Genomic DNA, 12,845 nt, shown 5'->3' on the forward strand with positions numbered 1-12,845 from the left:
ATGATCGACAAGTCAAGAGACAATCAGGGTCAGGTTATTTCTAACACTGCAGCTATTCTTACTGCTTTAAGACATCACCCTGCTGGGCTAAGTATGGATGAGTTAATACGCCGGACTGAGCTGCCACGATCAACAGTTGAGCCGCTACTATCGTCTCTTGAGAGAGAGGCATTTATTATCCACTCTCATAATCATATTTATCTGGGTCCAGCATTATCACAACTGACACGAGTAGCGCATGCTGAGATTATCAGTGTCGTAAGAACACACTTAAATACATTGGCTAATAAAACCGGAGAAACGGTTGAACTGTGCATTTTCAGAGGTCAGCATTCGCTGTCTGTTGATCACATTATCAGTCAGCAAGAGCTCCGGGTAGCCTCACCGCTTGGAAAAGCTTTTTCTGTATACACTTCAGCTCATGGCAAAGCCGTTCTTGCTTCTTTAAGTAATGACGAAGTTAAAGCGATTATTGACGATAAGTGGATACAACAAACAGAGGCGAGTCATATATCTTATGACACTCTTTTTCAGGATCTAGACCTCATTCGCAAAAATGGCTGGGCTGTCGATATTGAAGAACACGCAGAGGGCATTTGTGCTGTCGGTGTGGCAATTAATGCAGAGATGACCGATCATTATTCTATTGCCGTTTCCCTACCGACGATTCGTTTTAATAGAAATATGTCTAAGGTCACTTCAGCATTGCTTGCGTGTAAAGCGGAAGTGGAAGAAAGTATTAAGCCTTAAATTTCTGTGCTCAGTACAGTTGCTCGCAATACGACCCTAGTCATCAACATTCTATTTTGTATTGGGCATGAGCGATTGAGATGATATTATCCCTGCTCATTAGCAATCCTTTTTCTACCCACCATAGTGTGGTTGACGGTAGAAATGCTTTTAACTGTTTTTTTTACACCGAGACGGTCACTTGACCGATGTTCAGCAACATCGGCATAGATTTGACAGTCCCCATTAAACCAAGGAACAAGCCATGTCAGTAAACAAGGTCATTCTGGTCGGACGACTCGGCGCAGAGCCTGAGAGTCGCGCCTTCCCTAATGGTGGTTCAATTTGTAATTTACGTATTGCCACTTCAGAAAGTTGGAAAGACAGACAAACCGGTGAGCGTCAGGAGCGCACTGAATGGCACCGTGTAGTATTACGCAATAAGCTGGGTGAAATTGCTCAGCAGTACCTGCACAAAGGCTCACAAGTCTATATTGAAGGTCGTATTCAGACCCGCAAATGGCAGAACCAGCAGGGGCAAGATCAATACACCACAGAAATCGTGGGTAACGAAATGACGATGCTGGATAGCCGTGGCGGCGGCGGTGGTAATCAAGGTGGTGGCAGTAACTACAATGCCGGTGGTGGTGATACTTCGTTTGACCAACGTCCTCAACAACAATCTGGCGGCTATAACGCACCACAACCGGCCTCATCCTCTGCAGGTCCTGATTATGGTGGCGGTGGTGACGACTATTACGACGATGATATTCCGTTCTAGACTTGTCTGAGCCAATAAAAAAAGCCCTGTTTTTCAGGGCTTTTTTGTGTTTTCAGATCAGAAAATTTTATAACAAAGCATCAATATGACTGGCCACACTGCGTCCTAATGCTGACATGACATAACCGCCTTCAAGTGTTGATACTATCCGACCTTGAGCATAGTTATCGGCTATTTTTTTCACTTCACGGGTCACCCAGGCAAAGTCCTCTTCCACTAAGTCCAGATCTGACATATCGTCTTCCCGGTGCCCATCAAATCCGGCAGAAATAAAAATCAATTCGGGCTGAAATGTTTCCAGCTCCGGTAACCATTGCTGCTCAACCAACTGACGAAACTGTTCACCGCTGGTCCCGGCAGCTAGGCCAATATTAATCATGTTGTCATGCTTGCCGGGCACGCCAGTATCTGGGTAAAACGGATGTTGAAAACTACTGCATAAAAGGACTTGTTCATTGCCTCGGAAAATATCTTCTGTGCCATTACCATGGTGTGCATCAAAGTCGATAATAGCTACTCGCTTCAGACCGTATTGAGCTATTGCATGAGCCACACCGACAGCAACATTGTTAAAGATACAAAACCCCATCGCCTTATTATGTTCGGCATGATGACCGGGCGGCCTGACACAACAAAAGGCGCTATTTGCGTCTTGGCTCATCACTAAGTCAACTGCTTTTACAACAGCACCGGCTCCACGTTGTGCCGCCGTTAATGACGCTGATACCATCAAGGTATCGGCATCCAACCAAACACGTTCATTGTCTTGCAACTTCTGAAAGATCTCACTGACATAATCAGCATCATGGACACGGCATAATTGCTCTACAGAGACCATCGGCGCGTCATAAAAATGCATAATCATTTCCAGGCCGCTGGCAATTAGGCGATCGTGAATGGCGGCAAGCCTTTCTGCCGTATCTGGGTGATATGATGTCGTTTCGTGCAATGCACAGTCAGCATGAGAGATAAACGCGATAGTCATAACGACACCTTAAACAATCGTAATAAAGTTTTTGTAAGCTAATCGTATCAGGAAACTGGACCAGTGATATGACCACACATTTTTTAGACCGTCTGTTTTCACCTCGCTCAATTGCTGTATTTGGCGCCAGTCAGACCACAGATGCGGTTGGCAGACGGGTGTTTGACAACCTGATTGACACTGACTTTAACGGACCCGTCTATGCCGTGAACCCTAAATATGATCGTATTGATGATCATATTTGCTACCCGAATATCGAAGCCATTAATGAAGCTGTGGACTTGGCTGTTATCGCTACCCCCGCCAGCACCATAGAAGCCATCATGCATCAATGTGGTCATGCCGGAGTGAAAGCGGCCATCATTATTTCGGCGGGTTTCAGTGAAGGTCAGGGGCAAGGTCTCAAGCTCGAACACGATGTTGTTAAAGCAGCCAAGCAATCCAATATCCGAATTCTCGGACCTAATTGTCTTGGCCTTATCCGCCCCAGTATTGGCATGAATGCCACCTTTAGTAAAAATACTGCAGCGCCTGGCCAACTAGCTTTAATTTCACAATCAGGCGCTTTATGTACGGCGATTCTGGACTGGGCGGCCGCCAATGAGGTCGGTTTTTCTGCCATTATTTCATTGGGTAATGCCGCTGATATTGATTTTGGTGATCTGCTCGACTTTCTAGCTCAGGATCACAAAACCCAGAGTATTCTGCTGTATGTCGAAGGTATTCGCGATGCCCGCCGTTTTATGAGCGGGCTACGGATTGCTTCACGCATGAAACCAGTGGTTGTAATCAAAGCAGGCCGCCATCAAGCTGGCTCACAGGCGGCTTTAACGCATACCGGTGCCATGATGGGTGGTGATGATGTATTTAATGCCGCAATTCAACGAGCTGGTGTGGTCAGAGCCGATACCATTCAGCAGCTTTTTGCCGCCGCTGAGTTATTAGCCACTCAATGTAGGGTGCATGGCCGGCGTTTGGCGATCGTCACCAATGGCGGAGGCCTTGGGGTGATGGCGACTGACAGAGCGATTGATTTAGGCATTGAGTTAGCCAGCCTGTCGGAGGCGACTATTACCAACCTGGATAAAGTATTACCTCATCACTGGTCGCGCAGTAATCCGATTGATGTACTTGGCGATGCCTCACCAGAACGCTATAAAGCTGCCGTAAATGTCTGTTTGCAGGATGAAAGCATTGATGGGGTATTAGTGATGCTGTCTCCACAAGCCATGACCGATCCTGATGCCTGTGCACAAGCCGTTATTGATGCACACCAGACAAGCTCAAAACCCGTTCTGGCTTGCTGGATGGGTCAACAGCTTATTGCCAGTGCGGATCGTTTATTTGCCCGTCATCATGTGCCCTGTTTTTCTGATCCGGAATCCTCAGTAGAAGCCTTTGCCTGCCTCGCGCGCTTTTATGAAAACCAGCAATTATTAATGCAGGTACCAGGCCCATTATCATCACACAGCGAACCGGATATTGAGGGTGCGCGACTGATTATCGAGAGTGTACTGGCTGAAAACAGGCAAACATTAACCACAGCTGAGTCGAGAGCCTTATTACATGCTTTTGATATCCCGGTCAGTTTGAGCATTCAGTGCCACAGCGCCAATGAAGCGCTGGTCGCGGCAGAGAGTTTTGGTTATCCGGTAGCGATGAAAATCAATGATCGTCATATCCAGCATAAAACCGATGTAGGCGGCGTTCGCTTAAATATCAACAATGCGGCCGCCGTCAGATTGGTTTACAAAGAACTACAGGAAGCGGTGCGTAAGAAAGTCCCGGATATGAAGGCATTCAGCGTCAGTATCGAACCAATGTATACCGATCCCTTCGGTAGAGAATGTCTGGTCGGCGTTAACCGTGACCCAGTATTTGGTACCACGATTGTATTTGGGGCCGGAGGTGTCAAAGTCGAAGTCTTGCAAGATACCGCTATTGCTCTGCCACCTTTAAACACGTTCCTGGCAGACAAGCTGATTAACCAAACCAAAATTGCCGCTATGCTCGGCGAGTTCCGTGATATGCCTGCCGTGAATCGTGACGCCTTAATACAAGTGTTGTTACGGGTGTCTGAGATGGTTTGTGAATTACCAGAAATTGAATCACTGGACATCAACCCACTGGTCGTCGATGAACGCGGAGTGCTCGCTTTAGATGTCAGAATCGTCGTCGCACATCATGTAAAGACCATTCACCGCTATGATCATATGGCCATTCATCCATATCCAACACATTTGACCAGACAGGAACAGTTAGCCGATGGCACGGATATTATTATCCGTCCTATTCGCCCCGAAGATGCGCTGATTGAGCAGGTCTTTTTCCGAAAACTGTCTACAGAATCTCGCTACTTCCGCTTTATGCAAGAACTCAACGAATTGTCGCAAGATATGTTGATACGTTTTACACAGCTTGATTACAGCCGCGAATTGGCTTTAATGGCAGTGACCATGGAAAACAATGAAGAAATTGAAGTCGGTGTCGCCCGTTACAGTATGAACCCGGATGGTAACAGCTGTGAGTTTGCTTTGGTTGTCGCTGATGAATGGCAACATAAAGGTATTGGCACACGACTGATGCAGGCCTTGATTTCCAGTGCCCGCCAGCAAGGGTTCAGCCTGATGGAAGGTGAAATTCTCACCAGTAATCAACCCATGCAACGACTGGTCGAAAGCCTAGGGTTTACCGTGACGGCCAGTCTGGAAGAGCCATCGATAAGACTGGCATCCATGTATTTGTAGAGCTGCAAGCAAAAATTATCTGAAAACCATTGATTGTTAGTAACAAGAGTGGGAGCATCAAATAGTAACCACCAAAGAAGGCGTGTGAATGAAAAAAATCCCTTATACCACTGTTCGTCCGATTCGAAGTCTTAACCTGTTATCACAGGAAGAAATCATCAAACTCAGCTCTCCCAGCGCTGAGCTGCACCAACTATTCAGAGAATGCGCTCTGGCGATTCTCAACACTGACAGCCATGAAGATGATGCCGAAGAAATTCAGCAACTCTATGCGGACTTTGATATCCGCCTAAAGTCACAACCCCGTGGCGTGATGCTGGAAATATTTAATGCGCCAGCCCAATCCTTTGTTGATGGCACGCTGATTCGCGGTATTCAGGAGCATTTATCGTCGGTATTACGCGATATTGTCTACACTGACTTTAAAATTCTGGCAGAAGAAACCAATAGTTCGGCGAAAATCACCGATAAAGTGTTCCGTATCTTGCGTAATGCCAATATGGTCAGGCCCAATGTCTCGCCTAATCTGGTGGTCTGTTGGGGCGGTCACTCTATTCCCCGCGAAGAGTATGACTATGCCAAACATGTCGGTTATGAATTCGGCTTAAGAGGACTGGACATCATCACCGGATGCGGTATTGGTGCCATGAAAGGTCCCATGAAGGGTGCTGCCGTCGGTCATGCCAAACAGCAAATCACTCATGGTCGTTATATTGGCATTAGCGAACCAGGCATCATTGCCTCTGAATCACCCAATGCCATCGTCAATGAACTGGTTATCATGCCGGATATTGAAAAGCGACTGGAAGCCTTTGTACGTCTGGGTCACGTTATCGTGGTCTTTCCCGGCGGCGTTGGCACGGTGGAAGAAATCTTCTATTTACTCAGTATTCTGCTTCATCCGGAAAATAAATACGGTATCCCATTAATCTTTGCCGGGCCCGAATCATGCCGGGACTATTTCGACACATTGGATGCCTTCCTCAAACAATGTCTGGGTGAAGACATTAGCCAATTATATGAGATTGTTATTGGTGAGCCAGAGACCGTCGGCTACAAAGTCAAACAGGCCATAGCTGAAGTCCATGATAATCGTAGAGAAACGGAAGAAGCGTATTACTACAACTGGCAGTTACATATTGACCCAATGCTGCAGCAGCCATTTATTCCCACTCATGAAAATATGGCCGCATTAAATTTAGATCCATCACTGCCTAAGCACCTGCTTGCCAGCCAAATTCGTTCAGCATTTTCAGGCATTGTAGCCGGCAATGTGAAAAGTTTTGGTATCAAAGAAGTGGCGAAACACGGGCCCTATTTGCTTAAGGGCGATCCCAGCATCATGCGTGCGATTGATAATCTCCTCCATATTTTCGTTAAACAACAACGAATGAAACTCGGCCAGGGCGAAGGAGTTTACCAACCTTGTTATAAATTAGTGGGGTAGCGTTTACTCGACAATAGTAAGGGATGTCACATAGACGACTTCACAGGCGTGAGCACCGATATCATCTCTGGTCATGGAGCTTTTCCATGACCAGCCATCGGTGGCTCTAGCCTGAATTAACTGGCCTTCCAATGCAATTATCTGTCCTGTTTTTACTTTCTTTAAGACCGTGGCAACCTGACTATCAGCAGGGATCATATGCATATTGGCACTTTGGGTTTCAATATCACGTCGTGGTATCGGGAACTGCTCCACTTGCCAGTAATACCATCGCCTGGTCTGAGTGATTTCAATCTTCGCCAAAACGCTCTCATCTGACATTTTCTGCCAGCCTAATGCTAAGTCGGTCGGGGATAAGTCACTTTCTCTGTCTAAACGATAATCTTCACGCCCCAACACTTTCGCTTGTAGTGAAAAGTGTGCCAGGGGTGTGATTTGATACCCTTCAAAGTTAAACGGTATCACTTGACTGAGCGGTGATTGCACTGGCGCCTGAGCCACTTTAACACCCGGCCCTAAACTGACTTCTTCTTTATGCTGACATTGTTTTACAGTAACAACGACAAGCACAATCAACAAAAGCCATTTCACTAGCGTCATTGGGGAGTAGTGAGATTAAAGCGTTTGCCAGCAAGCATAATCAGCAATAAGACCGGTAGCCCCATCAGGGCCGTCATCAAGAAAAAGTTTTCAAAACCGATGGATTCCACCATAGAGCCTGAATAACCGCCCAACACTTTGGGTATTAAGGTCATCAATGAGCTAAAAATCGCATACTGTACAGCGGTAAAAGAGATATTGGTCAAACTGGATAAAAAAGCAATAAAGGCGGCATTCGCCAGGCCACCCGATAAATTATCAGCGGTAATCACCACATAGAGCATGGTGATATCGTGACCGCTTTGCACCAGCAGCATAAATAGCAGATTGGTAATAGCAGATAACACCGCGCCCAGCATCAATATCGGCATCACGCCATAACGCAAAACCAATATACCACCGTAGAAAGCACCGAAGATGGTCATAAACACGCCAAAGGTTTTCACGACAGTGGCGATTTCAGTTTTGGTAAACCCCAGGCTTTGATAAAGTGGATTTGCCACCACCCCAAGCACAATATCTGAAATCCGATACAAGCCCACTAGAGCCAATAATAACCAAGCTAAAGACCAGCCATAACGGGTAAAGAAGTCCTGAATAGGTGCAACATAACTGTGAGTCACACTTTGTTTATCGATAAACTTTATTTGTGTCATCAGCATCGCCACCAAGGCTGCAGCAAAACCGGCAAATACCAGCCGGATCAATTCGATAATCACTGACACCAACTGAGGGTTACTGAGCAACATACCCAGCTTTTGTTTCGCCTGCTCCGTTAAGTCTGCTGTCAGTGAAAAGCTACAGATAAAGGCGCTCACCGCCAGCAAAAAGGTTATAAAAAATCGCACATGATGACGACGGTTGATTAAAGCTGATTCCTGTTGTTGCTTGGGCTCATCAATGATCAAGGTGGTCACAATGCCAAACAAAAATAAACTGGCCATGCTCCAGTAGGTTATTTGCCAGGCTCCATAATTATAATGGTCCATGCTGGTGCCAAAATAACTGGCCAGGAATAAGGCGCCACCACCCGCCACTAACATGCCAATTCGATAACCAGCAATGTAACTGGCCGACATCATCGCTTGCAGTTCAGCATTGGCAGATTCAATACGGTAGGCATCAGTCACAATATCCTGGGTAGCCGAGGAAAAGCCCAGACACACGGCTGCTACGCCCATCCAAACCAAAGAATCTTGGGCTGGATCCACCATTGCCATAAAAATAATGGAGCCCATCACCATGCATTGGGATAATAATAGCCAGGCACGACGACGGCCGAGCAGACGGGTTAATATCGGTAAGGGCATCACATCCACCAGCGGTGCCCAGACGAATTTGAATGAGTAACCCAGGGCTGCCCAACTGAAATAAGTGATTTCACTTTTTGCGATACCGACTTCGCCAAGCCATAGGCTTAATGTGGAAAAAATCAGTAATAACGGCAGACCTGCCATGATGCCAAACACAAGCATTGTGAGCACCCGTGGGTGCATAAATGCTTGTAAACTCTCATGCCATGAACGTAGTCGTGCTATCAAAATCGGTCTCAGATCGCGTTGAATCAGCTAAAGTAACATTGAAGTATATCTGGTTCCACTTTTGTTGCTTGAGATGCAGATAGCCAGAAAACATTGCTGATCATCATGCAGTCAACGATAATGAGAAAATAATGAGAACACACTTCTGATATTCTTGATACCTCATGGCTAAGCAACGCAAAATAATTCACGTTGATATGGATGCTTTTTTTGCTTCGGTAGAACAGCGTGATTACCCGGAATACAAAGGCAAACCATTGATTGTCGGTGGCCAGCCTAACAGCCGTGGCGTGGTCGCAGCCTGTAGTTATGAAGCCAGAAAATATGGCATTCACTCGGCTATGCCCTGTTCGCGCGCCTATCGCTTATGCCCCCATGCGCTGTTTGTGCCGCCGCGCTTTGATGCCTATCGTGAAGTTTCCAACCAAATCCGTGATATTTTCTGGCGCTATGCCAGTGAAGTTGAGCCTTTATCTCTCGATGAAGCCTATTTGGATGTCACCTACACCGAGGCCTTTAATGGCTCAGCGACATTGATTGCCCAGGCCATTAAACGTGAGATTTTGCAGGAAACTAGACTCACAGCCTCTGCTGGTGTTTCCTACAATAAATTCCTCGCAAAAATTGCCTCAGATATGGATAAACCCAACGGGCTCTATGTCATCAGACCTGAGCAAGGCGAAGTCTTTGTCGCCGATCTTCCTGTCGGTAAATTTCATGGCGTTGGCCCTGCCACAGAAACCAAAATGCATAATCTCGGCATTCATACCGGCAAGGACCTGCGTGAGAAATCATTAAGCGAACTGACTGAGCGTTTCGGCAAGGCGGGTCAGTATTACTACAACATCGCCCGAGCTATCGACGACCGCCCGGTTCGTAGCCAACGTATCCGTAAATCACTCGGTAAAGAAACTACCTTTGCAGAAGATATTCACTCGATTCCTGAGTTAACCGCCAAACTGCTCGATTTGGCTGAACGCGTGTTTGAGAGTTTGGATAAACAACACCTGAAAGCACGTACCGTCACCGTTAAAGTGAAATATGCTGACTTTCAACAAGTCACCCGGGCACACAGCGCCGAGCACATCATTAAACTGACTGACTTAAAAAAGATTATTCCGTTGTTGCTGGAGAAAACAGAGGCGGGTCATAAACCAGTAAGACTGGTCGGATTAAGTATGAGTGGGTTTGATTTGCCTTCTACAGAAACTGTTCAACCACAGCTGGACTTTGAACTGCATGATCAGTTTTAAAAACCACGCATCCTAGAGTTGGATTGAAGGGGGAACCCCAATGTGAGCTTAATAACGACATTGAGCTCCTCCCTCCTTTTTTATGCCAAGCAGTATTTCCTAAAAAGCCGATTTAATACGATTTTTCAGGATTTTATAACGGCTAAACGCACATTTCACAAAGTTGCCATCTCTATGTTTAAAACGTTTCTTTAGTGCTTTTTTCACTTCCCATGTGCCTTTATAACCATTGGGGAAAACCACTAAATCCCCGGCTTTAAATGTGGTTGCAGGCCCACCATCATTGGGCGTCATTACACACTCACCTTCCACAATGTATGCCACTTCAGTGGTGACAAATGACCAAGGGAATACAGAGACTTCTTTTTCCCAAGTGGGCCAATGCTCGACGCCCATCTGTTTTAATTGTGCTTCGCTGGGATTGCTGTCCACGGTAATGTTGTTCATTTAGATTCCTAGATATAAATTTGCTTAAAACCTGCCATGTTTGGCATGAGCTGAAAGTTGAAGATGCTATATTCTGCCTGTATTTCTGTAATAAACCGAATTTGCTGTTCATATTCGATATCAGAGTGAAGCCATATTTGCCATAATGCCCCTTTGCTTTAATCACTGATTTATCTATGTATACTGAAGGACAACCCGCACTGGACGTGCTACAGAACATCTTTGGCTACGATTCCTTTCGACATAATCAACAGGATATCGTTGATCACCTTATCCATGGTGGTGATGCTCTGGTATTAATGCCAACCGGCGGTGGTAAATCGCTTTGTTATCAGATTCCGGCACTTATCAGAAAAGGCACTGGCATTGTGGTGTCACCGTTAATTGCCCTGATGCAGGATCAGGTGGTGGCGTTAAACGAATTAGGTGTAAAAGCCGCTTTTCTGAACTCCAGTCTTTCAGCAAATGAAGCCCGTACAGTCGAGCAAGAACTTGAAGCTGGACTGATTGATGTGCTGTATATCGCCCCAGAGCGTTTATTAAACGAACGCACACTATCTTTGTTGAGTCGTGTCAGTATTGCTTTGTTTGCGATAGACGAAGCGCATTGTGTGTCGCAATGGGGACATGACTTTCGCCCTGAATACCAACAGCTTCGTTTGCTTCATGAGCTATTTCCTAATGTGCCGCGTGTCGCCCTCACAGCTACAGCCGATAAACGTACGCGTCAGGAAATCATTGAACAGCTCAATCTGCAGCAAGCCAATGTTTATCTGAATAGTTTTGACAGGCCCAATATTTTTTATGCGATTACTGAAGCGACTCAAGCCAAACAACAGCTTTGGCAGTTTATCGAGGAACATCACGCCAACGATGCCGGTATTGTTTATTGCCTGTCTCGCAAAAAAGTAGAAGCCATTGCCGAGTGGCTTCAGGAACAAGGTCGGGTTGCCCTGCCTTATCATGCCGGCCTATCTAATGACCTCAGGGCTAAACATCAACAGCGCTTTTTACGCGAAGAAGGTGTGATCATTGTCGCCACCATCGCCTTTGGTATGGGTATTGATAAACCCGATGTGCGATTTGTCGCTCACCTGAATTTGCCGAAAAATATTGAAGCTTATTATCAGGAAACCGGCCGCGCGGGTCGCGATGGTTTACCGGCCAATGCCTGGATGGCCTATGGCCTGCAGGATGTCATTACCCTGCGGCAGTTTATGCAAGACTCTAATGCGCCCGATATGATCAAGCGGGTTGAACAGCATAAATTAGATGCCATGCTCGGTTTATGTGAACTCATCACTTGCCGTCGTCAGGCCATACTGGCCTATTTTGATGAAGAAGCCCCTGAAAAATGCGGCCAATGCGATAACTGCCAAACGCCGCCAGAAAGCTTTGATGCGACAGAAATAGCACAGAAAGCCCTATCCTGCGTTTACCGCACTGAGCAGCGTTTTGGGGTGAATTATTTAATCGATGTGTTACTGGGTAGTGACGATGATCGTATCAAACATAATCAGCATGATAAGTTGAGCACTTATGGCATCGGCACTGAACTGAATGCGACGCAATGGCGAGGCATTTTCCGGCAGTTAATTGCCACAGGTTATCTCGATATTGATATTCAACGTTATGGCGCATTACGACTGACAGAAAAATGTCGGCCCGTATTACGCGGCGAGCAAACATTAAAATTAAGAAAACAGTCTCCAAAAAAATCTACGGCTAAAGCCAGTAAAAGACAAACCGCTGTTCGCCCACAAGACGAGCGTCTATGGGAAGCCTTGCGTCAATTACGTTCTGATATAGCCAAACAGCATGGTGTGCCACCTTATGTTATTTTTCATGATGCGACATTATTGGAAATGTGTCGTTACCGGCCTGCAGATATGGCGGCAATGCAACGGATTTCCGGAGTGGGCGAGCAGAAACTCAATCATTATGGTCATGCGTTTTTAGAGCTGATTCAACAGCATCCCTTATCAGAATTACTTAATAACGGCTTGAGTGACACCATTAATGACACGCTGTTATTACTTGAAAAGGGACATGGCATAGATAACATTGCTAAACAGCGCAATTTGAAACTCAGCACGGTATACAGCCATCTAGCTGAAGGCATCAACGCCGGCTTGCTGGATGTGAAAGACGTATTAGATCTGGAAGATGCCGAGCTCAACACAATTGTGCTCACCATTGAATCTTTAGGCGATGAGTCGCAGAGCCTCAAAGCGATTTATCAGGCGCTGGATGAAGCTTATGATTATGGTGTAATTCGTTGCGTGCTTGCCTCAATGTATTAGAGCACACATAGA

The 12,845-nt window shown here is 46.2% G+C and carries 10 protein-coding genes; 6 read left to right on the top strand and 4 right to left on the bottom strand.

What is annotated here, in order from left to right; translation table 11 throughout:
- Entirely contained in the window at positions 1-750 is a 750-nt protein-coding gene (locus QUE24_RS06140; protein WP_286305731.1) for an IclR family transcriptional regulator, read from the top strand.
- 244 nt (positions 751-994) lie between these two features.
- The gene (locus QUE24_RS06145) at positions 995-1,510 is read left to right on the top strand and encodes a single-stranded DNA-binding protein (protein WP_286305732.1); all 516 of its coding nucleotides are present in this window, start codon (positions 995-997) and stop codon (positions 1,508-1,510) included.
- A 67-nt stretch (positions 1,511-1,577) separates the two neighbouring features.
- Here QUE24_RS06145 and QUE24_RS06150 read toward each other — a convergent pair whose 3' ends face one another.
- A complete protein-coding gene (locus QUE24_RS06150; protein ID WP_286305733.1) occupies positions 1,578-2,495 on the bottom strand; it encodes a histone deacetylase family protein in 918 nt (305 codons plus the stop codon).
- A gap of 68 nt (positions 2,496-2,563) precedes the next feature.
- On the opposite strand from QUE24_RS06150, the gene QUE24_RS06155 reads away from it, so the two are divergent.
- Positions 2,564-5,242 carry a bifunctional acetate--CoA ligase family protein/GNAT family N-acetyltransferase gene (locus QUE24_RS06155; protein ID WP_286305734.1) on the top strand — a complete coding sequence of 893 codons (2,679 nt, stop codon included), beginning with the start codon at positions 2,564-2,566 and terminating at the stop codon, positions 5,240-5,242.
- Between the two features lie 88 nt (positions 5,243-5,330).
- Positions 5,331-6,689 carry a nucleotide 5'-monophosphate nucleosidase PpnN gene (gene ppnN / locus QUE24_RS06160; protein ID WP_286305735.1) on the top strand — a complete coding sequence of 453 codons (1,359 nt, stop codon included), beginning with the start codon at positions 5,331-5,333 and terminating at the stop codon, positions 6,687-6,689.
- Positions 6,690-6,692: 3 nt separating this feature from the next.
- On the opposite strand, the gene QUE24_RS06165 is transcribed toward ppnN, so the two are convergent.
- Both QUE24_RS06165 and QUE24_RS06170 read right to left on the bottom strand, forming a co-directional pair.
- Complete coding sequence (locus tag QUE24_RS06165; protein WP_425541721.1) at positions 6,693-7,280, bottom strand: hypothetical protein; 588 nt, start codon at positions 7,278-7,280, stop codon at positions 6,693-6,695.
- A 5-nt stretch (positions 7,281-7,285) separates the two neighbouring features.
- Entirely contained in the window at positions 7,286-8,785 is a 1,500-nt protein-coding gene (locus tag QUE24_RS06170) for an AmpG family muropeptide MFS transporter (protein ID WP_425541722.1), read from the bottom strand.
- 209 nt (positions 8,786-8,994) lie between these two features.
- Between QUE24_RS06170 and dinB the strand changes: the two genes are divergently transcribed.
- Entirely contained in the window at positions 8,995-10,083 is a 1,089-nt protein-coding gene (gene dinB / locus QUE24_RS06175) for a DNA polymerase IV (RefSeq protein ID WP_286305739.1), read from the top strand.
- 99 nt (positions 10,084-10,182) lie between these two features.
- Here dinB and QUE24_RS06180 read toward each other — a convergent pair whose 3' ends face one another.
- A complete protein-coding gene (locus QUE24_RS06180) occupies positions 10,183-10,530 on the bottom strand; it encodes a cupin domain-containing protein (RefSeq protein WP_286305740.1) in 348 nt (115 codons plus the stop codon).
- A 176-nt stretch (positions 10,531-10,706) separates the two neighbouring features.
- On the opposite strand from QUE24_RS06180, the gene recQ reads away from it, so the two are divergent.
- Positions 10,707-12,833 carry a DNA helicase RecQ gene (recQ, locus tag QUE24_RS06185; protein WP_286305741.1) on the top strand — a complete coding sequence of 709 codons (2,127 nt, stop codon included), beginning with the start codon at positions 10,707-10,709 and terminating at the stop codon, positions 12,831-12,833.
- Positions 12,834-12,845: the final 12 nt, after the last annotated feature.

Origin of the sequence: Methylophaga marina (assembly GCF_030296755.1) — a bacterium.
Classification (GTDB): Bacteria; Pseudomonadota; Gammaproteobacteria; order Nitrosococcales; family Methylophagaceae; genus Methylophaga; species Methylophaga marina.

Excerpts from the sequence above, each read along its gene's own strand:
- ppnN (WP_286305735.1), top strand. The coding sequence starts at position 5,331 with ATGAAAAAAATCCCTTATACCACTGTTCGTCCGATTCGAAGTCTTAAC.
- dinB (WP_286305739.1), top strand. The coding sequence starts at position 8,995 with ATGGCTAAGCAACGCAAAATAATTCACGTTGATATGGATGCTTTTTTT.
- QUE24_RS06140 (WP_286305731.1), top strand. The coding sequence starts at position 1 with ATGATCGACAAGTCAAGAGACAATCAGGGTCAGGTTATTTCTAACACT.
- QUE24_RS06145 (WP_286305732.1), top strand. The coding sequence starts at position 995 with ATGTCAGTAAACAAGGTCATTCTGGTCGGACGACTCGGCGCAGAGCCT.
- QUE24_RS06155 (WP_286305734.1), top strand. The coding sequence starts at position 2,564 with ATGACCACACATTTTTTAGACCGTCTGTTTTCACCTCGCTCAATTGCT.
- QUE24_RS06150 (WP_286305733.1), bottom strand. The coding sequence starts at position 2,495 with ATGACTATCGCGTTTATCTCTCATGCTGACTGTGCATTGCACGAAACG.
- QUE24_RS06180 (WP_286305740.1), bottom strand. The coding sequence starts at position 10,530 with ATGAACAACATTACCGTGGACAGCAATCCCAGCGAAGCACAATTAAAA.
- recQ (WP_286305741.1), top strand. The coding sequence starts at position 10,707 with ATGTATACTGAAGGACAACCCGCACTGGACGTGCTACAGAACATCTTT.
- QUE24_RS06170 (WP_425541722.1), bottom strand. The coding sequence starts at position 8,785 with ATGCACCCACGGGTGCTCACAATGCTTGTGTTTGGCATCATGGCAGGT.